Origin of the sequence: unidentified bacterial endosymbiont, from assembly GCF_918797525.1 — a bacterium.
Taxonomy (GTDB): domain Bacteria; phylum Pseudomonadota; class Gammaproteobacteria; order Enterobacterales; family Enterobacteriaceae; genus Enterobacter.
This window is the reverse complement of the sequence record NZ_OU963893.1, coordinates 3,742,303-3,768,463: the sequence shown is the minus strand read 5'-3', so window position 1 is coordinate 3,768,463 and position 26,161 is coordinate 3,742,303. Positions and strand designations below refer to the sequence as shown.

The following is a 26,161-nucleotide window of genomic DNA, read 5'->3' as shown; positions in this document are numbered from 1 at the left end:
GCCCCAAAGTAGCTGCCTGACGCCCGGTGGGTGATATCAGGCTTTACTCAGCGCCTCTGATTTTTCCATGCATTTTGCCATCGCTTCAATGACGGCAGCGCGGAATCCCCGCTCCTCCAGCACACGCACGGCTTCAATGGTGGTGCCACCAGGCGAGCACACCATATCTTTCAACTCGCCCGGATGCTTGCCGGTCTCCAGTACCATTTTGGCTGAGCCCATCACGGCCTGTGCTGCAAATTTATAGGCCTGCGCGCGTGGCATGCCGCCAAGTACAGCCGCGTCTGCCATCGCTTCGATAAACATAAAGACATACGCAGGCGCGGAGCCGCTCACCCCGACAACCGGATGGATCATGGATTCGGCAATGACTTCCGCCTCACCGAAACAGCGGAAAATGTTCAGTACATCCGCCACGTCTTCCGGAGTGACCAGCGCATTCGGGGTGACGGAAGTCATACCCGCGTTGACCAGGGAAGGGGTATTGGGCATCGCCCGCACAATTTTACGGTCATGACCCAGGGCACGAGCCAACTGATCGAGGGTAACGCCTGCGGCAATCGAGACCACCAGCGTTTCATTGTTCAGGCTGGAGGTGATATCGCTCAGCACTTTGACCATGATGTTAGGTTTAACGGCACCGAAGACGATATCGGCGACCTGAGCAACGTCTTGCGCGCTCTCGGCAGCATTTATGCCGTAATGGTCGCGTAACGCGGCGACGTTATTCGGTGATGGGGTATAGACCCAAATCTGTCCCGGCAGGACCTGTCCGCTGGCAATCAGGCCGCCAAGAATCGCCTTGCCCATATTACCGCAGCCGATAAACCCGATTTTTTTGTCCATCACGTCTCTCCGTTATCATGCGTTGTTGTCTCTGGTGATAGCTTAACAACGAAATGCAGGCGACAATAGTCGCCAGTATCATTATGAGGAGCCAACATGGCGATTTGGGTTGATGCGGACGCCTGTCCGAATGTCATTAAAGAAATTTTGTTCCGTGCCGCCGAACGCGTGCAGATGCCGCTTACGCTGGTGGCGAACCAGAACATCCGCGTGCCGCCGTCGAAGTTTATTCGCGCTTTGCGGGTGCCTGCCGGGTTTGACGTGGCGGACAATGAGATTGTGCGGTTGTGCAGCGCCGAAGATTTGGTGATCACGGCGGATATTCCCCTCGCCGCAGACGTTCTGAAAAAAGGGGCGGCGGCGCTGAACCCGCGCGGCGAACGATACTCCCCCGCAACGATTCGGGAAAAGCTCACCCTGCGCGATTTTATGGATACCATGCGCGCCAGTGGCGTACAGACCGGCGGGCCGGATAGCCTGTCTCAGCGCGACCGTCAGCAGTTTGCCGCCGAGCTGGATAAATGGTTGCTGGAAGTGAAACGCCGCACGGCGTAATGATAATGATTGTCAAGTTGTGGTACAGTGTGGTCTCCGCAGGGTTGTCATCCCGTACCGCTTTGCAGTAAAGTAAACGCAACATCTTCTGCAATTATTTCTTTACAGTCTTCAGCCATCCGGCATCGAGGGGAAACACCTGGTTATGACCCAACCTATCTTTTTAGTTGGCCCCCGCGGCTGTGGCAAAACCACCGTTGGCCTGGCACTGGCACGCGTGTGTCAAAGCCAGTTTGTCGACACCGACCACTGGCTGCAAACACATGCTGGACAATCCATCGCCGAGATTGTCGAAAAAGAGGGCTGGGGCAGCTTTCGTGCGCGGGAAACGGCCACGCTTCAGGCCGTGACGGCGCCCTCCAGCGTGATTGCGACCGGGGGCGGTATTATCCTCGCACCGTGCAACCGTCAGTTTATGCGCGAAAATGGGATCGTGATTTATCTCTGTGCGCCGGTGTCTATCCTGGTGGGGCGGCTGGAAGCGTTTCCGCAAGAAGGTCAACGCCCCGCTCTCACCGCGAAGCCGCTCAGTGAAGAGGTAAGCGAGGTCCTCGCAGAGCGCGATGCGTTATACCGCGAAGCGGCACACCACGTTGTGGATGCATCGGCCCCCCCAGAAGAGGTCGTTATTCAGATTATTACCGTCCTGGATTTAGCCTGCGCCAGCTAATCGCTGTCTATACTCATAGCTCAGACATGTTAAAAGGATAAGCTATGCCAACCAGACCTCCCTATCCGCGTGAAGCCCGCATTGTTACCGTCGAAAAAGGTAGTGGCGATCAAACCGTTACATGGTATCAACTGCGCGCAGACCACCCTAAGCCCGATTCGCTTATCAGCGAACACGAAACTGAACACGAAGCGCTGGATGCGAAGCGGCGCTACGAAGATCCTGAAAAATCCTGAATGAATTCCTAAAGCGCTTAAGATCGTGCCTGAATCACACTTTTTACTCGTCGCGAATGTTAAGTAAGGGTTAATATTTAGTTATTACAGGTGGTGTCGAACTGGCCAGGCGATCTTTACATATTGTTGTCGGGATCACCTGCTACGCTTGCTGCTGCTTTGTTAAAAAAAGAACTGTGCAGCGTAGTGAGCCTGTACCAGTGTGGCAGCGATAGCAGTGATGAAAGGCAATCAAAATGAAGGCGACGTTGGCGATCCTCACCATTGGTGTGGTCCCTGTAAGCGAAGTGTTACCGCTCTTAACGGAGCATGTCTCTGAACAACAGATCACCCATCTTAGCCTGCTGGGAAAGATGAGTCGGGAAGAGGTCATGGAAGACTACGCTGTCGATACCGGGGAGGATCCCCTGACGACGTTGTTAAGTGACGGTAAACTGGCGTATGTGTCACGTCAGAAAATCGAGCGCTCGCTTCAGGGGATAATAGAAGTCCTCGATAATCAAGGCTATTACGTGATTTTACTGATGAGTACCGCACCCATTAAGGGGCTCATCACGCGTAATACTATTTTGCTCGAACCGATGCGAATTATTCCTCCGCTGGTGGCGTCGATTGTCGATGGCCATCAGGTGGGGGTTATTGTCCCCATTGAGGAGCTGCTGGATAGCCAGGTTGCGAAGTGGAGCGTGCTAGAACAAATTCCGCTGTACGCGCTTGCCAACCCCATCTGGGATAGCGAAGCTAAGCTGATAGCGGCAGGGCAAGAGCTGCTGGACAGAGGGGCTGATGTGTTGATGCTGGACTGCCTCGGTTTCCATCAGCGCCATCGTGATTTGCTGCAAAAGGCGCTGGATGTTCCGGTGCTGTTGTCCAACGTTTTGATGGCGCGTCTGGCTGCAGAGTTACTGGTGTGATGATTTTGCGTGACAGGTGAGGAGCATGGCCCCTATAGTGAATTTTTAATGCTAAATATAAGGGCCAGTTCATGCTTCAAAGTAACGAATACTTTTCCGGTAAAGTGAAATCCATCGGTTTTACCAGTAGCAGCACTGGTCGCGCCAGCGTAGGCGTGATGGCTGAAGGGGAATATACCTTTGGCACCGCTGAAGCAGAAGAGATGACGGTTGTCAGCGGCGCGCTGAACGTATTACTGCCAGGTGAGACCGAGTGGAAAATTTATGCTGCCGGAGAGGTTTTCAATGTCCCTGGTCACAGCGAGTTCCATCTTCAGGTGGCTGAGCCAACCTCTTACCTCTGTCGTTATCTGAAATAAGATACGTGTCCCCTCATCCTAACCCCAGAGGGGGCGAGGGGACTGTTTAGTGCAGGCATTTTAGCGAGATTACCTCTGCGCTTCTCCGCCCAGGCCTGCTACCAGGTTCTGAATTAACGCTGCCAGCTCCCCGGTCATCAGGATAAAGTCTGCGTCAAAGCGCTGAGCATAATCTTCCCGGTCGATATCTTCATTCTGATCGCGCAGTTCATCGCAAAACTTCAGGCGCTTCACGGAGCCATCGTCGCACATGACAAACTGAATACGCTGCTGCCAGTCGAGCGCCAGTTTGGTGACCACTTTACCCGCCTCGATATGTACGGCGATCTCATCGCTCACCAAATCCTGTTTCTTCGCGCGGATCACGCCGCCATCTTCCAGCAACGCTTTCAGTTCTGCTTCATCGAGGATCTGGAAGCCCTGTGCGGCCGTACCGCTGCGCACCCACTCGGTCAACGTTAACTCGATGGGCGTTTCCAGCGCCAGCGGGACCACCGGTAATGAGCCGAGGCTTTTACGCAGCAGGGCCAGCGTGTCTTCCGCTTTTTTAGCGCTGGCGCAATCCACCATGATCAGACCGTTAACGGTATCAATCCACATCATGGTCTGGCTGAAGCGACTAAACGCGCGCGGCAGCAGGGAGTGCAGCACTTCATCTTTCAGCGAATCTTTTTCGGTCTTTTTCAGCTTACGGCCCTGTTCGGCCTCCAGCTTAACGATTTTCGCCTCAAGTGCCTGCTTCACCACCGGCGTCGGCAGGATTTTTTCTTCTTTGCGGGCGCAAACCATGATTTGACCCGTGCTGCTGACGTGAGTCAGGGCATCGCTTTGTGAGCCCATTGGCGCAACCCAACCGGTTTTTGCCATATCCTGGCTACCGCAAGGGGAAAAGGTATAAGCGGCTAACTGTTTTTCCATCTCTTCTGCACGCAGCGAAACGTCGCGGCTGAGACGGTAAACCATCAAATTTTTGAACCACAGCATGATAATTTCCACGGCCTTGTCGTTAAATCAGCGGGCATGATAACGAATTGTCGCCGCGCTTGCATTGCTAATCGGGAGGCGTGCTTCTACTCTGTTGATAATCAAAATAATGAGGAGAGTTTTGTGCGTATTGGGATTGATTTGGGCGGCACGAAAACAGAAGTCATCGCGCTGAGTGCGCAGGGGGAACAACTGTTCCGCCACCGCCTGCCGACGCCGCGGGATGATTATCATCAGACAATCGAGACGATTGCCCGGCTTGTTGAGATGGCAGAGCAGGCGACCGGGGAGACGGGCACTGTGGGGATCGGGATCCCCGGGTCAATCTCGCCGTATAGCGGAGTGGTCAAAAATGCTAACTCTACCTGGCTTAACGGCCAGCCCTTTGATAAGGATCTGAGCGCGCGGCTGAACCGCGAAGTGCGTCTGGCAAATGACGCCAACTGTCTGGCGGTATCGGAGGCGATAGACGGCGCGGCGGCAGGGGTGCAAACCGTCTTTGCGGTCATCATTGGTACCGGTTGCGGCGCGGGCGTGGCCCTCGGGGGACGCGCTCATATTGGCGGTCACGGCGTGGCGGGCGAATGGGGGCATAACCCGTTACCGTGGATGGATGATGATGAGCTTAATTATCGGGTTGACGTGCCGTGCTACTGTGGTAAGCAGGGCTGTATTGAGACCTTTATCTCCGGCACCGGCTTTGCCACCGATTATCAGCGCCTGAGTGGACAATCGCTCAAGGGTAACGAAATTATCCGTCTGGTTGAAGAGCAGGATCCGCTGGCAGAACTGGCGCTCAGTCGGTACGAAATGCGCCTCGCGAAATCGCTGGCGCACGTGGTGAATATTCTCGATCCCGACGTGATTGTGCTGGGAGGAGGCATGAGCAATAACGACCGGCTGTACGCTACCGTGCCGAATCTGCTAAAGCAGTGGGTGTTTGGCGGCGAGTGTGAAACCCCGATCCTCAAAGCGGTTCACGGTGATTCAAGCGGCGTGCGCGGTGCCGCCTGGCTGTGGCCGGAATAAAAGCAGGCCAGGTGAGGGTGCCAGACCGCGCAAGCCCTCACTTACTCTACCGCAAACGCCCTGTCCAGCCTGCTATATCCCAGCCCGTTGATCTTCTTCACTTTGATCTGCACCGGAATGCGTTCTTTCATCGCCTCGACGTGGCTTATCACGCCAATGGTTTTGCCCGTGGCGTTCAGCGCGTCGAGAGCATCCAGGGCGGTATCGAGCGTTTCGCTGTCGAGTGTGCCAAAACCTTCATCCAGGAACAGGGAATCAATCCGCGTTTTATGGCTCACCAGGTCTGAAAGGGCCAGCGCCAGCGCCAGGCTGACGAGAAAACTTTCGCCGCCAGACAGAGTGCGGGTATCGCGTACTGCATCGGCCTGCCAGGTATCAACCACTTCAAGCTCCAGCGCGTCGCTGACTTTACGCTGTAGCAAATAACGTCCGTGAAGGCGGTTGAGCTGCTGGTTAGCAAGCCAGACCAGATTATCCAGCGTTAGCCCCTGGGCGAACTTACGGAACTTGTCACCGGTGCTGGAGCCAATCAGTGAATTCAGATACCCCCAGTCATCTGCCAGACGCGCCGCCTCTTCAATTTGCTGCATTAATGCCTGCTGATGCTGGCGGTTATCGCTGTCCTGTTTAAGCTGCTGGCGGATCTCTCCCTGATGGGAGGTGTTAGTGCGAAGCTGCTGCGTCAGTTGCTGCAACTGCGTTTGCAGGGTTTGCTTATCGGCGTCCAGCCCTTCAGGACGCAGCGCCTGATGCGCCAGTAGCTGCTGGTTTGCTTGCCCCGACAGCGCCGTCGCCTGCTGCATCTGATTTTCAAGGGTCTGTTTCAACTGCTCAAGCTGTCGGACGGTTTCATCATCCAGCAATGCGGCAAGGAACGCTTCCTCATCGGCAAAGCGACTTGCTACCAGCCCCGAGGTAAATTGTGCCTGCGCCTGGCGCAGGCGTTCATTCTCCAGCGCCTCCTGCTGCTGCTGTGCGCTAAGCTGGCTTTGCAGCGACACGCATTCGTCGTGAACGTCGCGCCAGTTGTCGGGAATCGCCGCTTCCGCTTCGCTGATATCCGTTACCGGGAGGGTATCGAGCAATGGCTTCAGGGCATTAATCTGTTCCTGAAGCGCGCCATGCCGGGCCTGCTTGTCCTGCCACTGGACAAACTCAGCTTCGCGGGCGTGCAGCCAGTCGGCCTCTGTCCCCTCTTCAGGTACGTTGAGCGCGCGCGCGGTAAGGGTGTTTTCGAGCCCCTGACGCGTCATCGCCAGCTGTTGCTGATGCTGGCTCTCCTGCTCTTGCCAATCGTTGAGCTGGTTTTGCAGCGTCAATCGCAGGCTGAGCTGGAAAAGCTGGCGCTCATAGTGCTCCTGTTCGCTCATCCAGGCGTTAATATCTTCCTGAATATTCAGCGTAACAGTCAGCGCGGCGCAAGCCTCCAGCCACGCTTTCATAAGTGCTTGCTCTTCCTGAGCAAGCGCCAGGGCTTCATCTGTCTCGCGCTGGATCTGCCGGGTCAGGGCATTGACCTGCCCGAGCACCAACAAACCTTCGTCTTTAAGCGCAGTCACCTCTGTCGCTAGCTGGTCGCGTCGACGCTGGTTTGCGCTGAGTTCCAGGGCCTGGTATTCCGTCACCGCGGGATGTGATGAGGAGCCGCACAGCGGACAGGGGAGTCCGGCCTGTAAAAGCGCGCGCTCAGCCTCCAGGCCCTTAATTTTCTCTTCCTGTTTGCAGAGGGTTTCAACGTCCAGGTAGTGCTGATTTTTCTCTTTATACTGCTGTCGACGCTGTGCCAGCGTCTCGTTGAGTGTTGCCAGCTCCGCCTGCGCTTTTTGTATGCTTTCACCGTTCTGGCGCAGGCGCTTTTGCAGCGGCTGGTAGCGGGTATGAAGCGCGGTCAAATGCTGACGCTGCGTTCGCGACTGCGCTTGCTGCTCCATCGCCTGCGCGACCTCATCCGCCGTGAGCGTCAGGGGATTTTCCGGCAGACCCGCCAGCTTGTGGCGTAACTCCGTCATGCGGGCAGCCAATGCAGTAAGCTGGTTTTTATCACGATCAAGCTGACTGAACTGCGCGCGCCAGCCAGTAATCTCCTGGCCCCACAAGCGGAATCGATCGTGTTCTGCGAGCCACTGCGCCAGGGCGCTAAGATTGGCCTGCAGACGCGCATGGCTGTGTAACGCGCTGTTGCGGATACGTGAGCGCAGCGCGGTTTTATCCTGTAAGCGAGCATTTACTTCAAAAATTCGCTGCCGGGTTTGCGCACGCCGGGTAGCCTGCTGTTGCTGGTGCTCCCAAAGCGGGCGTAACTGGGCGGCGGGCTGGGCCAGCTGGAGTTTCGCCAGTTTCGGCGCAGCGTCAGTGAGCGCCTGCTGCGCCTGCTGTTGTTGGGCCGTAGCGCGACGTTGCTCGCTCTCCAGCTCGTCGTTGCGTGTAAGCCACTGAAACGCTTTTTGTTGGCTTTGCTGCTGCGCCAACACTGTTTTCTCTTCGTCAGTAAGCGCCTGCAAACTTTGCAGTAGCCGCTGCTGTTGCTCTTCGCTCAGCACCACCACGCCGGCGGCCTGCGCTTCGTACATCCCGAGCGCAGTACGGGCCGCTTTGTGTTTCTCAAACACCCTGGCGGAAATCTGGCCGTAAATCTCGGTGCCGGTCAGCTCTTCCAGCAACTCAGCGCGATCGCTCGGTTTGGCATTGAGGAAGGCGGCAAATTGACCCTGCGAGAGCAGCATCGAACGGGTAAACCGACCATAATCCAGTCCGGTGAGCGCAGCCGTTTGCTCGAGTTTATCCGTCACTTTGTCGGCGAGGATTTTACCGTCCTCGCAGCGCGCCAGCTCGACGCGGGGGGCCTGCAGGTTTCCGTCTGGCTGATTGCGCGCCCGGCTCTGGCTCCAGAAGGCGCGGTAGGCGATGCCTTTTACCTCAAATTCCACTTCTGCCAGGCACTCGGCGGTATCGCGGGTCATCAGAAAGTTTTGTGCCTGCGAAACTTTCTGCAGACGCGGTGTTTCATGGTAGAGCGCCAGACACATGGCGTCGAGCAGCGTGGTTTTACCGGCGCCAGTGGCGCCGGTGATGGCAAACAGACCGTTGCTGGCAAACGGCTCAGCGGTGAAGTCAATCTTCCACTCGCCCTTGAGAGAGTTGAGGTTTTTCAGGCGCAGGCTCAAAATTTTCATGCGTTTTCTTCCTCATCATTGAGCACATGCAGGGTGTGGGTGAACAGCTCGTTGAGGCGGACTCGTTGCGCATCATCAATCTCTTCCTGGGCCAGCCGACGTTCGAACACCTCTTCTACTCTCAGCTCGCTGAGCGTTTCGCGCTGCGCGCTCAGCAGAACTTTTTCGCGCTGCTCACGGCTACGGCGTACCAGTAAAACCTCGACAGGCAATTCTTCCGTCAGCGCCTGAATTTTACGCTGCATATCGTGCAGATAATCATCGGTGGTGATTTCGATATCCAGCCAGACGGGAGGGTGGAGAGCCCGGTCACGCCACTGCTCAAGCTGAGCGGAAATCGCGGCGAGATCGCCTTTCAGCACAGCCAGCGGCTGGGTCACGGGAACCTCCAGCGTCTCGACGGCGGTGAGTTTGCCATCGGTAAAGCTCACCAGATGCACGGATTTCGCTTTGCCAGTTTCATCAAAGCTGAGCGAAATGGGCGAGCCGCAGTAGCGAATGTGCTCACAACCGCCGATAACCTGCGCCCGGTGAATATGCCCCAGCGCGATGTAGTCGGCGGCAGGGAAATTTTGCGCCGGGAACGCGTCAAGGGTGCCGATGTAGATGTCACGCACCGCGTCACTTTTGCTGGCTCCTACGGTGGTCAGATGCCCGGTGGCAATCACCGGAATGGGCTGGTCGCCCCGTAAAGCGCAGGCATCGGCAAACTGCTGGTGATAATAGTCGGTGATGGCCTGCAACAGATGCTGCTGTTTTTCGCCGCCGGAGAGACCCGCCTTACTTTGCACGATATCGCGCGGGCGCAGGAAAGGGATCGGGCACAGGATCGCGCCCGGCGTGCCGTCTCGTTTTTTTAGCATGTGCGGAGCATGTCCGGCGCTGGCCACGACGGTGGTGTTCAGGAAGGCCAGAATATCGCGGGATTCATTTAGCGTCGCAACGGAGTCGTGGTTTCCGGCAACAATGACCAGATGACAGCCCGTTTGCTGCAGGTTGACCACGAAGCGGTTATATAACTCACGCGCATAGCTCGGCGGAGAGCCCGTATCAAAAATGTCACCCGCGACGATAATGGCATCCACATCCTGTGATTGCGCCGTTTCAAGCAGCCAGTTCAGGAACGATTCATGCTCAGCCGCACGGCTTTTACTGTAAAAATTTTGACCCAGATGCCAGTCCGAGGTGTGAAGTATGCGCATAGCTGTTCCGTGGCAAAAATGGTGTAGGGGGATTATAAACGTTCAGAGAACGGAAAAAACCGTTGTAATAAAACAACAGTTTGCCATTTATAGTGGTAATGTTTTTCATAAATCTGTCATAAATCTGACGCATAATGGCGCCGAATTACAAACTTGTAACTTAATATGATAAGACAGGGCAAAGTATGGCGAGACGTATTCTGGTCGTAGAAGATGAAGCTCCAATTCGTGAAATGGTGTGTTTCGTGCTCGAACAAAATGGCTTCCAGCCGGTTGAAGCGGAAGATTATGACAGCGCGGTGAACCAGTTGAATGAACCCTGGCCCGATCTGATTCTGCTTGACTGGATGCTCCCGGGCGGCTCAGGCCTGCAGTTTATCAAACACATAAAACGTGAAGCGATGACCCGTGATATTCCGGTGGTAATGCTCACGGCGCGCGGCGAAGAAGAAGACCGCGTGCGCGGTCTGGAGACCGGCGCGGACGATTACATTACCAAACCCTTCTCCCCGAAAGAGCTGGTCGCGCGTATTAAAGCGGTCATGCGCCGTATTTCACCGATGGCGGTAGAAGAGGTTATAGAGATGCAGGGCCTGAGCCTTGATCCAACCTCGCACCGCGTGATGACCGGCGAAAATCCCCTCGATATGGGACCTACCGAATTCAAACTCCTGCATTTCTTTATGACGCATCCGGAGCGTGTGTACAGCCGTGAGCAGTTGCTGAATAACGTCTGGGGAACTAACGTCTATGTCGAAGACCGGACGGTTGATGTCCATATTCGCCGCCTGCGTAAAGCGCTGGAGCTGAGCGGCCACGATCGCATGGTACAAACGGTCCGTGGCACGGGTTATCGTTTTTCTACCCGTTTCTGAACAATGACTGGAGTGTGACGCGTGCTGGAACGTCTGTCATGGAAAAGGCTTGTCTTTGAACTGATCTTATGCTGTATGCCGGCCTTCATTCTGGGGGCCTTTCTCGGACATCTGCCGTGGTTTTTGCTGGCAGCCGTGACCGGACTGTTAATCTGGCATTTCTGGAACTTACTGCGCCTCTCCTGGTGGCTTTGGGTTGACAGAAGTATGACGCCTCCGCCGGGAAGCGGAAGCTGGGAGCCTTTGCTTTATGGCCTCCATCAGATGCAGATGCGCAATAAAAAGCGCCGCCGCGAGCTGGGAAGCCTGATCAAACGCTTTCGCAGCGGAGCGGAATCTCTGCCCGATGCCGTCATTATGACCACAGAAGAAGGCACCATCTTCTGGTGTAACGGTCTCGCCCAACAGCTGCTGGGCCTGCGCTGGCCGGACGACAACGGCCAGAACATTCTCAACCTACTGCGTTACCCTGAATTCACGCTGTATCTGAAAAAGCGTGACTTCACGCGCCCGCATAATCTGAAGCTGAACAACGGTCGCCATCTTGAAATTCGCATCATGCCCTACAGCGATCGGCAATGGTTGATGGTGGCGCGTGATGTCACCCAGATGCATCAGCTCGAAGGAGCGCGCCGCAACTTCTTTGCCAACGTTAGCCACGAGTTACGCACGCCGCTGACGGTGCTTCAGGGTTACCTGGAAATGATGCAGGAGCAAACGCTGGAAGGGGTGCCGCGTGAGAAAGCGCTGCATACTATGCGTGAGCAAACGCACCGGATGGAAGGGCTGGTCAAACAGCTTTTGACGTTATCGAAAATTGAGGCTGCTCCTACGCTTGCGCTGACAGACACCATTGACGTGCCGATGATGCTGCGCGTGGTGGAGCGTGAAGCGCAGACGTTAAGCCACAGTAAGCATCGGCTAACGTTTGAGGTGGATAACGCGCTGAAAGTTCTCGGCAGCGAGGACGAGTTGCGAAGCGCCATTTCGAACCTCGTCTATAACGCGGTCAATCATACCCCGGAAGGGACACATATTGTGGTGCGCTGGCAGCATGTTCCTGCGGGGGCAGAGTTCAGCGTCGAGGATAATGGCCCCGGTATTTCGCAGGAACACCTTCCTCGCCTCACGGAGCGTTTCTACCGTGTGGATAAAGCGCGATCCAGACAGACTGGCGGAAGTGGGTTAGGGCTGGCGATTGTGAAACACGCGGTTAATCATCACGATGCGCGTCTGGATATCCAGAGCACGTTGGGAGCGGGTACGCGTTTTAGCTTTGTTATCCCGGAACGATTAATGGCCAAAAACCTCGCCTGACAGCAGGCGTGTCATTATACGTTTCCACGGGCCAGCCAATGCTGGCCCGTTTACGTTGCAGTCAAGCGAAACGCGGGTGGATTTTTTATACGGTTGGTTGTTTTCTGTTCGCATGATTAGCCATGGCTTTTTCTTATACATGGTGGATCGTGCTGATGCGATTTTTCTTACTGGTATATTGTTCTGGTTTTGCGATCCCATCTTGCCTTTAAACGTTATAAGCGTTTAAATTGCCCCCCATATACTGTCAGACCGACTGTATTTGCGTGGTAAATCGAAAAACTATTCTTCGCCACGCCAGGACGGGAGCATATCCCGCTGAAATTGAGTAAATTTTCCGCCGTATTGACCCGTCAGGGAGGGGGGGAAATCTCAACGTTTTCAACACCACATCCACAGGCAGTAAGGTTCTATGACCCATCATTTAAAATCGCGTGACATCATCGCGCTGGGCTTTATGACATTTGCGCTGTTCGTTGGCGCAGGTAATATCATCTTTCCTCCCATGGTTGGCTTGCAGGCGGGAGAACACGTCTGGACTGCTGCGCTGGGCTTCCTGATTACTGCCGTGGGTCTACCGGTATTGACCGTGGTGGCGCTGGCGAAAGTCGGCGGCGGCGTTGATAGCCTCAGTACCCCAATTGGCAAAGTGGCTGGCGTTCTGCTGGCGACCGTCTGTTATCTGGCCGTGGGCCCACTGTTTGCGACCCCGCGTACCGCCACCGTCTCCTTCGAAGTGGGGATTGCTCCGCTGACCGGTGATGGGGCTATGCCGCTGTTTATCTACAGCCTGGTCTACTTCGCCATCGTGATTTTGGTTTCCCTGTATCCGGGTAAATTGCTCGATACCGTGGGTAACTTCCTTGCTCCGCTGAAAATTGTCGCGCTGATCGTGCTGGCGATTGCCGCCATCATTTGGCCTGCTGGCCCAATCAGCACGGCGATGGATGCCTACCAAAACGCCGCCTTCTCTAACGGCTTTGTGAATGGCTACCTGACCATGGATACGCTGGGGGCGATGGTATTTGGTATCGTGATTGTTAACGCCGCCCGTTCCCGTGGCGTAACCGAAGCGCGCCTGCTGACCCGCTACACCATCTGGGCGGGCCTGATGGCTGGCGTAGGCCTGACGCTGCTGTATCTTGCGCTGTTCCGTCTGGGCTCCGATAGCGCAACGCTTGTCGATCAAAATGCGAACGGCGCTGCAATACTGCATGCTTACGTGCAGCACACCTTCGGTGGGGCTGGCAGTATGATGCTGGCGGTGCTGATCTTCCTGGCGTGTCTGGTCACCGCCGTTGGCCTGACCTGTGCCTGTGCTGAATTCTTTGCCCAGTACCTGCCGCTCTCTTATCGCACGCTGGTGTTTATCCTCGGTATCTTCTCTATGGCGGTGTCGAACCTTGGTCTGAGCCATCTGATCCATGTCTCTATCCCGGTGCTTACGGCTATCTACCCGCCGTGTATTGCGCTGGTGGTGCTGAGCTTCACCCGCTCGTGGTGGCATAACTCCTCACGAATTATTGCACCAGCGATGTTTATCAGCCTGATTTTTGGTATCCTTGACGGTATTAAAGCATCAGCGTTCGCAGAAATCCTGCCTGCCTGGACACAGCGTCTCCCGCTGTCCGAGCAAGGTTTGGCCTGGCTGATGCCTACCGTTGTTGCGCTGGTTCTGGCGATTATCTGGGACCGAGCCGCAGGGCGTCAGGTTGCACCCAACGTCCATTAATCAACGGCAACAAACTGTTTAACCACGGGGCTTAAGGCCCCGTGGTTTTTTGTTTTTTCGTGTTGAATGGCAAGACTCAAATGGAAAGCACTAACAAACTTAAACGTGGGCTAAGCACGCGCCACATCCGCTTTATGGCGCTCGGCTCCGCTATCGGCACCGGTCTTTTTTATGGTTCGGCAGATGCCATCAAAATGGCCGGTCCAAGCGTGCTGTTAGCCTATATCATCGGCGGTGTCGCGGCGTATATCATCATGCGTGCGCTGGGGGAGATGTCGGTTCACAATCCGTCCGCCAGCTCATTTTCACGCTACGCCCAGGAAAATTTAGGCCCGCTGGCGGGCTTTATCACCGGCTGGACCTACTGCTTTGAGATCCTGATTGTCGCGATTGCCGACGTTACCGCGTTCGGCATTTATATGGGCGTCTGGTTCCCGGCGGTTCCGCACTGGATTTGGGTACTGAGCGTGGTGCTGATCATCTGCGCCGTCAACCTGATGAGCGTGAAGGTGTTTGGCGAGCTGGAATTTTGGTTCTCCTTCTTCAAAGTTGCCACCATTATCATCATGATCCTCGCCGGTTTCGGCATCATCATCTGGGGAATAGGAAACGGCGGGCAACCCACCGGGATCCATAACCTGTGGAGCAACGGTGGCTTCTTCAGCAACGGCTGGCTGGGCATGGTGATGTCGTTACAGATGGTGATGTTTGCTTATGGCGGTATCGAGATTATCGGGATTACCGCCGGGGAAGCGAAAGACCCGGAGAAATCGATTCCGCGCGCCATTAACTCTGTGCCCATGCGTATTCTGGTGTTCTATGTGGGTACGCTGTTCGTGATTATGTCCATCTATCCGTGGAACCTGGTGGGCACTAACGGCAGCCCGTTTGTGCTGACTTTCCAGCACCTGGGTATTGCGTTTGCCGCCAGTATCCTCAACTTTGTGGTGCTCACCGCATCGCTGTCTGCCATCAATAGCGACGTCTTCGGCGTGGGCCGTATGCTGCACGGAATGGCGGAGCAGGGCAGCGCACCTAAGGTGTTTGCCAAAACCTCTCGCCGCGGTACGCCGTGGGTGACGGTCGTGGTGATGACCGTGGCACTGCTGTTCTCGGTCTATTTGAACTATATCATGCCGGAAAACGTCTTCCTGGTGATTGCCTCGCTGGCAACCTTCGCGACCGTGTGGGTGTGGATAATGATCCTGCTGTCGCAGATTGCGTTCCGCCGCCGTCTATCGCCATCCGAGACGAAAGCGCTGAAGTTCAAAGTCCCGGGCGGCGTGGCAACAACCGCGGTCGGTCTGGTCTTCCTGGTGTTGATTATCGCCCTGATTGGCTACCACCCGGATACCCGTATTTCGCTGTACGTGGGCTTCGCGTGGCTCCTCCTGCTACTGGTCGGTTGGGTGTTTAAACGCCGTCATGACCGCAGGCTGGCGCAAGCGCAGTAACCTTAATGCCCGGCGATGCCGGGCATTATTTCTCCTCCCCCGTCCTCCTCCCTGAATAAACTGCATCATGATGAGCTAACCTTAACAACCCTGTGGCAAGGTGACGTCAATTTCATCTAAGGGGATTCGTGATGTTAAATGCCTGGCACCTTCCGGTTGCTCCATTTGTTAAGCAAAATAAAGACCGCCTGGTGATTACGCTCTGGCTGGCGGGAGAAAATCAGCCGGATCGTATAACGCTACGCGCTGAAGTGGATAACGAAGAAACGACGCTGAAAATGCACAAGCAGCGCAGCCAGCCCCAGCCTGGGATCACCGCCTGGCGGGCAAACATTGACCTTAACAGCGGGCAGCCGCGCCGCCGCTACAGTTTCAAACTGCTGTGGAACGACCGCCAGTTGTGGTTTACCCCGCAGGGATTCAGCCATTTTCCGCCGGCCCGTCTGGAGCAATTTGCGGTGGATCACCCGGACAATGGCCCGCAGTGGCTAAACGATCGGGTCTTTTATCAGATTTTCACCGATCGTTTTGCACGCAGTGAAAAAAGAACCGCACAGCAGGACAAGGTCTATTACCACGCGGCGGCGGGCCATGACATTATCCTGAAAGCGTGGGAAGAACCGCTTACCGCTCAGGCGGGAGGTTCGACCTTTTACGGCGGCGATCTTGATGGTATCAGCGAAAAACTGCCGTATCTGAAAAAACTCGGTGTCAACGCGCTGTATCTCAATCCGGTCTTTAAAGCGCCGAGCGTGCATAAATACGATACCGAAGATTATCGTCAGGTTGATGCCCGGTTCGGGGGCGATGAGGCGCTGTTACGCCTGAGAGAGAATACCAAAAATGAAGGTATACGCCTGATTCTGGACGGCGTATTCAACCACAGCGGGGATTCTCATGCCTGGTTCGACCGTCATAACCAGTCGATGAGCGGGGCGTGTCACAATCCGGACTCGCCGCAGCGTGACTGGTATAGCTTTAACGAGGAGGGCCATGCCCTGGACTGGCTGGGCTATGCCAGCCTGCCGAAGCTGGATTTCCAGTCACCCACGCTTGTAAATGAAATTTACGGTGGTGAAGACAGTATCGTGCGTCACTGGCTTAAAGCACCGTGGAATATGGACGGCTGGCGGCTGGACGTGGTGCATATGCTTGGCGAAGCGGGCGGGGCGCGCAATAACCTCCAGCACGTCGCCGGGATCGCGCGTTCGGCAAAAGCGGCCCAGCCGGAGGCATTTGTTTTTGGTGAGCATTTTGGTGATGCGCGTCAGTGGCTGCAGGCCGATGTGGAAGATGCGGCGATGAACTATCGCGGTTTTACCTTCCCGCTGTGGGGATTTCTGGCGAATACCGATATTTCATACGATCCCAATCATATCGACGCCAAAACCTGCATGCAGTGGATGGATAATTACCGTGCCGGTTTGTCGCATCAGCAGCAGTTGCGGATGTTTAACCAGCTGGATAGCCACGATACCGCGCGTTTTAACTCCCTGCTCGGCAAGGATATCGCCCGGCTGCCGCTGGCTGTGACCTGGCTTTTTACCTGGCCGGGAGTGCCCTGCATTTACTACGGCGATGAAGTCGGGCTGGACGGTAACAACGATCCGTTCTGCCGTAAAACGTTCCCGTGGGAGCCGGAAAAACAGGATAAGGTCTTGTTCAGCCTGTATCAGCGGCTGGCGAAGCTGCGTAAACAGAACCTGGCCCTGCGCTATGGCGGCTGCCAGGTGATTTACGCACAGGATGACGTAGTGGTGTTTGTCCGCGTCTATAACCAGCAGCGCGTGCTGGTGGCGATTAACCGGGGAGAAGCCTGTGACGTGGTGATGGATGAGTCTCCGCTGCTGAACGTGAAGGTGTGGCGCTTAAAGGAGGGGAAAGGGGCAGTGCAGGGCGGCGTACTCTCATTACCGGCCATTTCGGCGACCCTCTGGATAGGTAACTGAGCGTTAACCTATAAGAAGGCCCGCATAAGCGGGCCTCAGATTACAGGCTGGATACGTTCTCGGACAGGTATTTTGCCACGCCGTCCGGAGAGGCGTTCATCCCTTCTTTGCCTTTTTCCCATTGAGCCGGGCACACTTCACCGTGCTCTTCGTGGAACTGCAGCGCGTCAACCATACGCAGCATTTCATCGACGTTACGCCCCAGCGGCAGATCGTTCACAACCTGATGACGAACGATGCCGTTAGCGTCGATCAGGAAAGAGCCACGCAGCGCAACGCCAGCGTCCGGATGTTCGATACCGTAAGCCTGCTGGATTTCGCGTTTGATATCCGCAACCATCGCGTATTTCACTGCACCAATGCCGCCGTTGTCGACAGGGGTGTTACGCCATGCGTTGTGTACAAATTCAGAGTCAAAGGAGACGCCAACAACTTCTACGCCACGCTTCTGGAATTCTTCGTAACGTTTGTCGAATGCGATCAGCTCAGACGGGCAAACGAAAGTGAAGTCCATTGGCCAGAAGAACAGAACGGTCATTTTACCGTTAGTGTGCTGTTTGAAGTTGAAATTTTCAACGATTTCACCGTTGCCCAGAACGGCTGCAGCGGTAAAATCCGGGGCCGGACGAGTGACCAGAACCATATGATTCTCCTGTAGATAATAAGGGTATTTAGAGCGCAACGCGGGCCAGTATAGAGCGTGTTTAGCGATAAGACAAAGAGGCGTTGACGATCGGTGACCGGGCTTTGAACTATCACCAGCCCACAATTAAAGCTGTTTATTTTGCGCCAGGGCCATCATACGTGGGTAAAACTGCCAGAAAAGCCTTTCCAGCGCCTCGTAGTGTTGATCCAGATCGTGCCAGGAGTTGCGCAGGGCGTCCAGCCGCGGGCGACGGCTCGCCATCCCGTTTAACACACTCTGAATAAAATCCATCTCGCGGTAGCGTTCAAGCCAGCGCTCTGACCATAAATGATGGTTAAGAGTGACAAAGCGTGGCGGTGAGTCCGGCAAAATAATAGCGATCTGTGCCCGGGCATAGCGCACGAACGCCGGTAGCGGCATCTCTGGCGAAAGTTGCGACCAGTGGCGCGACAGGAAATGATCCCACATTACGTCGAGCGTAATCGGCGCAACGCGGCGCGTTTGCGGGCGAAACCACGTTTTGGCCTCCGTCACTTCGGGCAGGTTATCGGTCAGGACGTCGATACGGCGGTGCATAAAAATCCCCTCAACGACCTCGGCAGAATACGCCTCAGTGGGGTTGCCGCGCACGAAATCGGCCAGCAAATTGCCAGAAAGGGAACTGTTAGCGAGGTGAGCGAGATGCAGATGAGCGAGAAAGTTCATGCGTTTTTTTTATCCAGTGGCGGCTAGTTGTTGCAGCAAAGTGGTGTGAGCACTAGACTATGCCGCCTGTTTTTAAGTCACGAGTATACGTCATGCGCGTCGCCGATTTCTCCTTTGAACTACCCGAATCCCTGATTGCTCACTATCCAATGCCTGAGCGCAGTAGCTGCCGCTTACTGTCACTGGACGGGCCAACGGGCGAGCTGACGCACGGTACTTTCACCGATTTGCACGATAAGCTCAACCCTGGCGATCTGCTGGTCTTTAATAATACCCGCGTGATCCCCGCGCGTCTGTTTGGCCGTAAAGCCAGCGGCGGGAAGATTGAAGTGCTGGTTGAACGTATGCTTGATGATAAACGCATTCTGGCACACATTCGCGCATCTAAAGCACCCAGGCCGGGCGCAGAATTGCTGCTGGGTGACGACGAGAGCATTAAAGCGACCATGACCGCGCGTCACGATGCGCTGTTTGAAGTGGCGTTCAATGACGAGCGCACGGTGCTGGACATCCTCAACGCCATCGGCCATATGCCGCTGCCGCCGTATATCGAGCGCCCCGACGAAGAGGCCGATCGCGAACTGTATCAAACCGTCTACAGCCAAAAGCCGGGTGCGGTAGCTGCGCCAACCGCGGGCCTGCACTTTGATGAGCCGTTGCTTGAAAAACTGCGCGCAAAGGGCATTGAGATGGCATTCGTGACGTTGCACGTCGGGGCGGGTACCTTCCAGCCCGTGCGCGTGGACAGCATTGAAGATCACATTATGCATTCCGAGTATGCCGAAGTGCCGCAGGACGTTGTAGACGCTGTTCTGTCTGCGAAAGCCCGCGGCAGCCGCGTGATTGCCGTTGGCACCACGTCTGTACGTTCTCTTGAGAGCGCCGCGCAGGCCGCCAAAAATGACCTGATTGAGCCGTTCTTTGGCGACACGCAGATCTTCATTTACCCGGGTTATCAATACAAGGTGATTGATGCGCTGGTGACCAACTTCCATCTGCCGGAATCCACGCTGATTATGCTGGTTTCGGCCTTTGCGGGTTATCAACACACTATGGCTGCGTATAAGTCTGCGGTAGAACAAAAATATCGCTTTTTTAGCTACGGGGACGCGATGTTTATCACGTACAATCCGCAGGCTTTGCATGAGCGTGTCGGGGAATAACTCCGCGGCACCAGGATAATGTGTTGGACTGTTTTTCTGGCACAGAGGAATAGAAATGAAATTTGAACTCGATACCACCGATGGCCGCGCGCGTCGCGGTCGCCTGGTGTTTGATCGTGGTGTGGTGGAAACCCCCGCGTTTATGCCTGTAGGCACTTACGGCACCGTAAAAGGGATGACGCCGGAAGAAGTGGAAGCCACTGGCGCACAGATTATTCTCGGTAACACTTTCCACCTGTGGCTGCGTCCTGGTCAGGAGATCATGAAGCTGCACGGCGACCTGCATGATTTTATGCAGTGGAAAGGCCCCATTCTTACCGATTCCGGCGGTTTCCAGGTCTTCAGTCTGGGCGATATCCGCAAGATCACCGAGCAGGGCGTTCACTTCCGTAACCCGATCAACGGCGATCCTATTTTCCTCGATCCTGAAAAATCGATGGAGATTCAGTACGATCTCGGCTCCGACATCGTGATGATCTTCGACGAATGTACGCCGTATCCGGCGGACTGGGATTACGCCAAACGTTCAATGGAGATGTCCCTGCGTTGGGCGCAGCGTAGCCGTGACCGTTTTGACTCTCTACAGAACAAAAATGCGCTGTTCGGCATTATCCAGGGCAGCGTTTACGAAGATTTACGTGATATCTCCGTTAAAGGTCTGGTAGAGATAGGCTTTGATGGCTACGCTGTCGGCGGTTTGGCTGTGGGTGAGCCGAAGGAAGATATGCACCGTATTCTGGAGCATGTTTGCCCGCAAATCCCGGCGGATAAACCACGATACCTGATGGGGGTGGGGAAACCAGAAGATCTGGTTGAAGGCGTGCGTCGCGGCATTGATATGTTCGACTGCGTTATGCCAACCCGCAATGCGCGTAATGGTCATCTGTTTGTTACCGATGGCGTGGTAAAAATCCGAAATGCGAAGCATAAGAGTGACACCAGCCCGCTCGATTCCGAGTGCGATTGCTATACCTGTCGCAATTATTCTCGCGCGTACCTGCATCATCTCGATCGTTGCAACGAGATTTTAGGCGCGCGTCTCAATACCATTCATAATCTACGTTATTACCAGCGCTTAATGGCTGGTTTACGTAAGGCTATCGAAGAGGGTAAATTAGAGAGCTTCGTGACCGATTTCTACCAACGTCAGGGCCGGGATGTCCCACCTTTGAACGTTGATTAATGTTAATAATGAGGGAATTTGAATGAGCTTTTTTATTTCTGATGCGGTAGCAGCAACTGGCGCACCATCTCAGGGCAGCCCGATGTCTCTGATTCTGATGCTGGTTGTGTTCGGTCTGATCTTCTACTTCATGATCCTGCGTCCACAGCAGAAGCGTACCAAAGAGCACAAAAATCTGATGAACTCCATCGCGAAAGGCGATGAAGTGTTGACCAACGGTGGCCTGGTGGGCCGTGTGACCAAAGTAGCTGAAAGCGGCTACATTGCAATCGCACTGAACGACACCACTGAAGTGGTTATTAAACGTGACTTCGTAGCTGCCGTTCTGCCGAAAGGCACCATGAAGGCGCTGTAATCCCAACTTTCCCAAAGGGAATTGCCGTGTTAAACCGTTATCCTTTGTGGAAGTACGTCATGCTGGTGGTCGTCATTGTTGTCGGCCTGGTGTATGCACTTCCCAACCTTTATGGTGAGGATCCGGCCGTTCAAATCACTGGCGCGCGCGGTGTCGCCGCCAGTGAGCAAACGCTGATCCAGGTCCAGAAAACGTTACAAGAAGAAAAAATTACCGCTAAGTCTGTGGCACTGGAAGAGGGCGCAATTCTCGCTCGCTTCGACACCACCGACACGCAGCTCCGCGCCCGTGAAGCGCTGATGGGCGTGCTGGGGGATAAATACGTCGTGGCGCTGAACCTTGCTCCTGCAACGCCGCGCTGGTTGGCTGCGCTGAACGCAGAGCCAATGAAACTTGGTCTTGACCTGCGTGGTGGTGTTCACTTCCTGATGGAAGTGGATATGGATACCGCGCTGGGTAAGCTGCAGGAACAGAATATCGACAGCCTGCGCAGCGATTTGCGCGAGAAAGGCATTGCGTACACCACCGTGCGTAAAGAAGATAAATACGGCATGAGCATCCAGTTCCGCGACAGCGCGGCACGCGATCAGGCCGTTAGTTATTTGTCTCAACGTCACCGCGATCTGGTGATCACCTCTCAGGGCAGCAACCAACTGCGTGCGGTGATGACGGATGCGCGTCTGAGTGAAGCGCGTGAATACGCCGTTCAGCAGAACATCAACATTCTGCGTAACCGTGTAAACCAACTGGGCGTGGCCGAGCCGCTGGTACAACGTCAGGGGGCCGACCGTATTGTGGTTGAGCTGCCGGGTATCCAGGATACGGCGCGTGCGAAAGAGATTCTGGGGGCGACTGCAACTCTGGAATTCCGTCTGGTTAACGCTAACGTCGATCAGGCCGCCGCTGCCGCTGGCCGTATTCCGGGCGACTCCGAAGTGAAACAGACCCGCGAAGGCCAGCCGGTTGTGCTTTACAAACGCGTGATCCTGACCGGTGACCACATCACCGACTCCACCTCAAGCCAGGACGAGTACAACCAGCCGCAGGTTAACATCTCGCTTGATAGCGCGGGTGGTAACATCATGTCTAACTTCACCAAGGACAATATCGGTAAACCGATGGCGACCCTGTTCGTGGAGTACAAAGACAGCGGTAAGAAAGATGCTAACGGTCGTGCGGTGCTGGTGAAAGAGGAAGAGGTGATTAACATCGCCAACATCCAGTCTCGTCTGGGTAACAGCTTCCGTATCACCGGTATTAACAACCCGAACGAAGCGCGTCAGCTCTCGCTGCTGCTGCGTGCCGGTGCGCTGATTGCGCCAATCCAGATTGTTGAAGAACGTACCATTGGGCCAACCCTGGGTATGCAGAACATCAAACAGGGTCTGGAAGCGTGTCTGGCCGGTCTGGTGGTCTCGATTATCTTTATGATCTTCTTCTACAAGAAGTTTGGTCTGATCGCGACGTCCGCGCTGGTGGCGAACCTGGTGCTGATCATCGGTATCATGTCACTGTTGCCTGGGGCAACGCTGACCATGCCGGGGATTGCCGGTATCGTTCTCACCCTTGCGGTGGCGGTCGATGCTAACGTACTGATAAACGAACGCATAAAAGAAGAGTTGAGCAACGGTCGTTCTGTGCAGCAGGCGATTGAAGAAGGCTACAAAGGCGCGTTCAGCTCTATCTTCGATGCGAACGTAACAACACTGATTAAGGTTCTCATCCTGTATGCAGTGGGTACCGGCGCGATCAAAGGCTTTGCGATTACTACCGGTATCGGTGTCGCAACGTCGATGTTTACCGCTATTGTCGGCACCCGTGCCATCGTGAACCTGCTGTACGGCGGCAAGCGCGTCAAAAAGCTGTCTATCTGAGGAGTGCGTTGTGGCACAGGAATATACTGTTGAACAATTGAACCATGGCCGTAAAGTCTGGGACTTTATGCGCTGGGACTACTGGGCCTTCGGCATTTCAGGTTTTCTGCTGATTTTGTCTATCGTCATTATGGGCGTGAAGGGCTTTAACTGGGGCCTCGATTTCACCGGTGGTACGGTGATTGAAATCACCCTTGAAAAACCGGTCGATATGGACGAAATGCGTCTGTCTCTGCAGAAAGCGGGCTTCGAAGAGCCGCTGCTGCAGAACTTCGGTAGCAGCCGTGACATCATGGTGCGTATGCCGCCGGTACACGATGCTAACGGCAGCCAGGAGCTGGGCAGCAAGGTCCTTAACGTCATTAACGAATCGACCAGCCAGAATGCGACGGTGAAGCGTATTGAGTTCGTCGGGCCAAGCGTGGGTGCGGACCTGGCGCAGACCGGTGCGATGGCGCTGATGGTGGCGCTGATCTCTATCCTGGTTTACGTTGGTTTCCGCTTCGAGTGGCGACTGGCGGCAGGCGTCGTCATCGCGCTGGCGCACGATGTGGTGATCACCATGGGCATACTGTCTCTGTTTCACATTGAGATTGACCTGACGATTGTGGCATCGCTGATGTCCGTTATCGGTTACTCACTGAACGACAGTATCGTGGTATCTGACCGTATCCGTGAAAACTTCCGTAAGATCCGTCGCGGCACGCCGTACGAAATCTTTAACGTGTCGTTGACCCAGACGTTGCACCGTACTTTGATAACTTCCGGCACCACTTTGATGGTGATCCTGATGCTGTATCTCTTCGGGGGTCCGGTACTGGAAGGCTTCTCGCTGACCATGCTGATTGGTGTCACTATTGGTACGGCTTCGTCTATTTACGTGGCGTCCGCACTTGCACTGAAACTGGGTATGAAGCGCGAGCATCTGCTTCAGCAGAAAGTCGAAAAAGAAGGGGCGGATCAGCCGTCTATTCTGCCGTAAGACATTATCTGATGTGTTATCGAAATCCCGGTCAACTGACCGGGATTTTTTACGTGTGCGCCCTCTCCCGGCAGGGACAAGGGCGCTTTTTCGTGTGCGGGAAGCCAGAGTACAGTGGGGGCATCCCCGCACCGATTAGAAGTTGTAACCTACAACAAGGTATCCACCCCAGCCGGTAGAGCGTACGTTCTCTTTCATCCAGCTCAGGTCTGCATCATCGTTCCACTGACCACCGTTGTGCCAGTAACGCGCCACAACAGAGTAGTGCCAGTGATCGTAGTTCAGCGCAAGAATATGGCTGGAAGCGATGGAGTCATTCGTGCGTTGTTTAATACCGTTCTCAGCGTACGCGCTCTTATCGCCCAGGTCTGAACCCCAGTCAAAGTTGGTGAAGCCGATGTAGCTCAGGTTACCGCCCCACAGCTGGGTGATTGGCACAAAGTATTTCACCTTGAAACGATAGCCATCCCAGTCGTTTTCGTTTTCTGCGCCGTAGTTTTGCCACTGGTACTTCGCATAGACGTTCAAGGACAGGCTCATCGGCAGACCGGTGTCGATGTCAGTCCCCAGACCCATGTACCAGGTGCTCTGGCGGCCCGCTGAGTTGCGGCCCATGTCGTAAATGTAGTTGTTGGCGAAGTACCACTCTTTGAACGGACCGAAGCTCAAATCGGTACCCGTCAGCTTATCGATGGAGAAACGCGGTTCGATTTCCATAAACAGGGGAGAGCCGTGGTTCCAGATACCTTTTGCATCGGTATTACCGCCGAAGAAGACCGGCGCATCCATATAACCGTAGAAATCAAACCAGTCTTTTTTAGCAAATGCTTCGTACTCGAGGTAGGTATCGTTGCGGATCTGTGGTCCGAACCGGGTGTGATAGCTGCCTACCACGTTAACGCTCTGATGCCACCAGTCAGAGAGGTACTGTGGTTTGTCGTTTTCAGCTGCGTTTACAGTGAAAGAGGAGGACAGTGCCAGCACTGCGCCAGCTGCGAGTAATGTTTTTTTCATAATCATGCCACTGATTGAAATTCCCTTGCGGGAGTGAAAAATGCGCGAATTGCGTTTCTAAATATTTCGTGTTTCTGCGGAGCCTATTATAGGAATCCCTGCTCACAAAAATATGTGTTGTTTCACATATCTCTCACATGCGTAATCGATTGCGTTCACGTTTGCGTACTTTAAACGGCGGGGATTGTAGCCGCAATTATTTATGTTGCCAATCTTTGCAAGATGTAAATGTTAGCGGAGTAACTTTGTACCCCGCGTAGGGAGGATTATTGCGCGGCAGGCTGGATATCGTGGATGCGGATAAACCCTAACTGCTCTGGCGTAAGGCCGCTTAACTGAAGCGGGATATCAACATCGCCCGGAGCCAGCGCACTGGCCGGTACGGTGAAGAGCTGGTTCTTCACGTTCACCTCATCGAAGCTGTCGGTTGTGCCCTGGATTTGACCCCACTCAACGGTCCCGCTAAACGCCGGGAGCGGATCGTTGGATTCACCCTGAATGCGTAATGTTGCGCGCGTACCCTCCGCATTCGCGGCCACGTTAACCAGCGACATTTTCAACATGCCGAGCTGGCTATTGAGGCGCGCAGGCGTGTTTGCTCCTGGCAACAGATAAACGCCGCTGCTGGATTTTTTATTCAGCGCGTTTTGCTGCGCGATCTTCACGGTTTCTTTGTTCAGTTTGTTCATTGCCGTATTCAGCGTGTTCACGCTTTGTTTCATCTGACGGACTTCGCTTTGCGGTGCGCAGGCGCTAAGTGTAAAGAGGCTCCCCACCAGCAGCAACTTCAGGTAACGTCTTGTCATGGCATGTATTTCCTTGTAATAACGGATTAGCGTAATGGTAGCCAGCATCGTCCTGCCGGGCATAGATCCTTTGTCTCAAAAGCAGTTCCTTTGTTGTCAGCCCAGATCAGGGTAAAATGAAAAGAGTTAACCAGATAA

General features: G+C 54.8%; 24 protein-coding genes. 16 read left to right on the top strand and 8 right to left on the bottom strand.

Features of this window, described 5'->3' with window-relative positions; translation table 11 throughout:
• Positions 1-36: 36 nt before the first annotated feature.
• Complete coding sequence (gene proC / locus NL510_RS18090; RefSeq protein WP_253378993.1) at positions 37-846, bottom strand: pyrroline-5-carboxylate reductase; 810 nt, start codon at positions 844-846, stop codon at positions 37-39.
• Positions 847-942: 96 nt separating this feature from the next.
• Between proC and NL510_RS18085 the strand changes: the two genes are divergently transcribed.
• The 5 genes from NL510_RS18085 (at position 943) to ppnP (ending at position 3,580) form a co-directional block, all read left to right on the top strand.
• Positions 943-1,401, top strand: coding sequence for a YaiI/YqxD family protein (locus NL510_RS18085; RefSeq protein WP_253378989.1), 459 nt, complete (start codon positions 943-945; stop codon positions 1,399-1,401).
• A 145-nt stretch (positions 1,402-1,546) separates the two neighbouring features.
• Complete coding sequence (aroL, locus tag NL510_RS18080) at positions 1,547-2,071, top strand: shikimate kinase AroL (protein WP_253378986.1); 525 nt, start codon at positions 1,547-1,549, stop codon at positions 2,069-2,071.
• Positions 2,072-2,115: 44 nt separating this feature from the next.
• A complete protein-coding gene (gene yaiA / locus NL510_RS18075; protein ID WP_253378981.1) occupies positions 2,116-2,307 on the top strand; it encodes a protein YaiA in 192 nt (63 codons plus the stop codon).
• Positions 2,308-2,543: 236 nt separating this feature from the next.
• On the top strand, positions 2,544-3,221 hold the full coding sequence (locus NL510_RS18070; protein ID WP_253378979.1) for an AroM family protein: 678 nt from the start codon (positions 2,544-2,546) through the stop codon (positions 3,219-3,221).
• Positions 3,222-3,292: 71 nt separating this feature from the next.
• A complete protein-coding gene (gene ppnP, locus NL510_RS18065; protein ID WP_253378978.1) occupies positions 3,293-3,580 on the top strand; it encodes a pyrimidine/purine nucleoside phosphorylase in 288 nt (95 codons plus the stop codon).
• Positions 3,581-3,649: 69 nt separating this feature from the next.
• On the opposite strand, the gene rdgC is transcribed toward ppnP, so the two are convergent.
• Positions 3,650-4,564, bottom strand: coding sequence for a recombination-associated protein RdgC (gene rdgC / locus NL510_RS18060; protein ID WP_253378976.1), 915 nt, complete (start codon positions 4,562-4,564; stop codon positions 3,650-3,652).
• 123 nt (positions 4,565-4,687) lie between these two features.
• Here rdgC and mak point away from each other — a divergent pair, with 123 nt between their 5' ends.
• The gene (mak, locus tag NL510_RS18055; protein WP_253378974.1) at positions 4,688-5,593 is read left to right on the top strand and encodes a fructokinase; all 906 of its coding nucleotides are present in this window, start codon (positions 4,688-4,690) and stop codon (positions 5,591-5,593) included.
• A gap of 41 nt (positions 5,594-5,634) precedes the next feature.
• Here mak and sbcC read toward each other — a convergent pair whose 3' ends face one another.
• A complete protein-coding gene (sbcC, locus tag NL510_RS18050; protein WP_253378972.1) occupies positions 5,635-8,766 on the bottom strand; it encodes an exonuclease subunit SbcC in 3,132 nt (1,043 codons plus the stop codon).
• On the bottom strand, positions 8,763-9,968 hold the full coding sequence (sbcD, locus tag NL510_RS18045; RefSeq protein WP_253378970.1) for an exonuclease subunit SbcD: 1,206 nt from the start codon (positions 9,966-9,968) through the stop codon (positions 8,763-8,765). The genes sbcC and sbcD overlap by 4 nt, the downstream gene beginning before the upstream one ends.
• A gap of 185 nt (positions 9,969-10,153) precedes the next feature.
• On the opposite strand from sbcD, the gene phoB reads away from it, so the two are divergent.
• The 5 genes from phoB to malZ all read left to right on the top strand — a co-directional run bounded on the left by phoB (position 10,154) and on the right by malZ (position 17,295).
• Positions 10,154-10,843: a phosphate response regulator transcription factor PhoB gene (gene phoB, locus NL510_RS18040; protein ID WP_003859122.1), complete on the top strand. Its 690-nt coding sequence runs from the start codon at positions 10,154-10,156 to the stop codon at positions 10,841-10,843.
• Positions 10,844-10,864: 21 nt separating this feature from the next.
• A complete protein-coding gene (phoR, locus tag NL510_RS18035) occupies positions 10,865-12,160 on the top strand; it encodes a phosphate regulon sensor histidine kinase PhoR (RefSeq protein WP_253378968.1) in 1,296 nt (431 codons plus the stop codon).
• A 412-nt stretch (positions 12,161-12,572) separates the two neighbouring features.
• Positions 12,573-13,892 (top strand): branched-chain amino acid transporter carrier protein BrnQ, encoded by a 1,320-nt coding sequence (gene brnQ, locus NL510_RS18030; protein WP_253378956.1) that lies wholly within the window; start codon positions 12,573-12,575, stop codon positions 13,890-13,892.
• An 80-nt stretch (positions 13,893-13,972) separates the two neighbouring features.
• A complete protein-coding gene (proY, locus tag NL510_RS18025; RefSeq protein WP_253378949.1) occupies positions 13,973-15,346 on the top strand; it encodes a proline-specific permease ProY in 1,374 nt (457 codons plus the stop codon).
• A gap of 131 nt (positions 15,347-15,477) precedes the next feature.
• Positions 15,478-17,295 (top strand): maltodextrin glucosidase, encoded by a 1,818-nt coding sequence (gene malZ / locus NL510_RS18020; protein ID WP_253378945.1) that lies wholly within the window; start codon positions 15,478-15,480, stop codon positions 17,293-17,295.
• Positions 17,296-17,335: 40 nt separating this feature from the next.
• Here malZ and NL510_RS18015 read toward each other — a convergent pair whose 3' ends face one another.
• Entirely contained in the window at positions 17,336-17,938 is a 603-nt protein-coding gene (locus NL510_RS18015; protein WP_253378943.1) for a peroxiredoxin C, read from the bottom strand.
• Between the two features lie 126 nt (positions 17,939-18,064).
• Positions 18,065-18,646 carry an ACP phosphodiesterase gene (gene acpH, locus NL510_RS18010; protein WP_253378942.1) on the bottom strand — a complete coding sequence of 194 codons (582 nt, stop codon included), beginning with the start codon at positions 18,644-18,646 and terminating at the stop codon, positions 18,065-18,067.
• Between the two features lie 92 nt (positions 18,647-18,738).
• Between acpH and queA the strand changes: the two genes are divergently transcribed.
• From queA to secF, 5 genes are read left to right on the top strand one after another with little or no spacing between them, the layout of a single operon-like run.
• Positions 18,739-19,809: a tRNA preQ1(34) S-adenosylmethionine ribosyltransferase-isomerase QueA gene (gene queA, locus NL510_RS18005; RefSeq protein WP_253378936.1), complete on the top strand. Its 1,071-nt coding sequence runs from the start codon at positions 18,739-18,741 to the stop codon at positions 19,807-19,809.
• Between the two features lie 55 nt (positions 19,810-19,864).
• The gene (gene tgt / locus NL510_RS18000) at positions 19,865-20,992 is read left to right on the top strand and encodes a tRNA guanosine(34) transglycosylase Tgt (protein ID WP_253378931.1); all 1,128 of its coding nucleotides are present in this window, start codon (positions 19,865-19,867) and stop codon (positions 20,990-20,992) included.
• Between the two features lie 22 nt (positions 20,993-21,014).
• Positions 21,015-21,347 carry a preprotein translocase subunit YajC gene (yajC, locus tag NL510_RS17995; RefSeq protein WP_042320789.1) on the top strand — a complete coding sequence of 111 codons (333 nt, stop codon included), beginning with the start codon at positions 21,015-21,017 and terminating at the stop codon, positions 21,345-21,347.
• A gap of 26 nt (positions 21,348-21,373) precedes the next feature.
• Entirely contained in the window at positions 21,374-23,221 is a 1,848-nt protein-coding gene (gene secD / locus NL510_RS17990) for a protein translocase subunit SecD (RefSeq protein ID WP_253378930.1), read from the top strand.
• Positions 23,222-23,231: 10 nt separating this feature from the next.
• Complete coding sequence (secF, locus tag NL510_RS17985; protein WP_253378929.1) at positions 23,232-24,203, top strand: protein translocase subunit SecF; 972 nt, start codon at positions 23,232-23,234, stop codon at positions 24,201-24,203.
• 135 nt (positions 24,204-24,338) lie between these two features.
• Here secF and NL510_RS17980 read toward each other — a convergent pair whose 3' ends face one another.
• A complete protein-coding gene (locus NL510_RS17980; protein WP_253378928.1) occupies positions 24,339-25,217 on the bottom strand; it encodes a nucleoside-specific channel-forming protein Tsx in 879 nt (292 codons plus the stop codon).
• A gap of 266 nt (positions 25,218-25,483) precedes the next feature.
• Positions 25,484-26,023: a SadB/YajI family lipoprotein gene (locus NL510_RS17975; protein WP_253378926.1), complete on the bottom strand. Its 540-nt coding sequence runs from the start codon at positions 26,021-26,023 to the stop codon at positions 25,484-25,486.
• Positions 26,024-26,161: the final 138 nt, after the last annotated feature.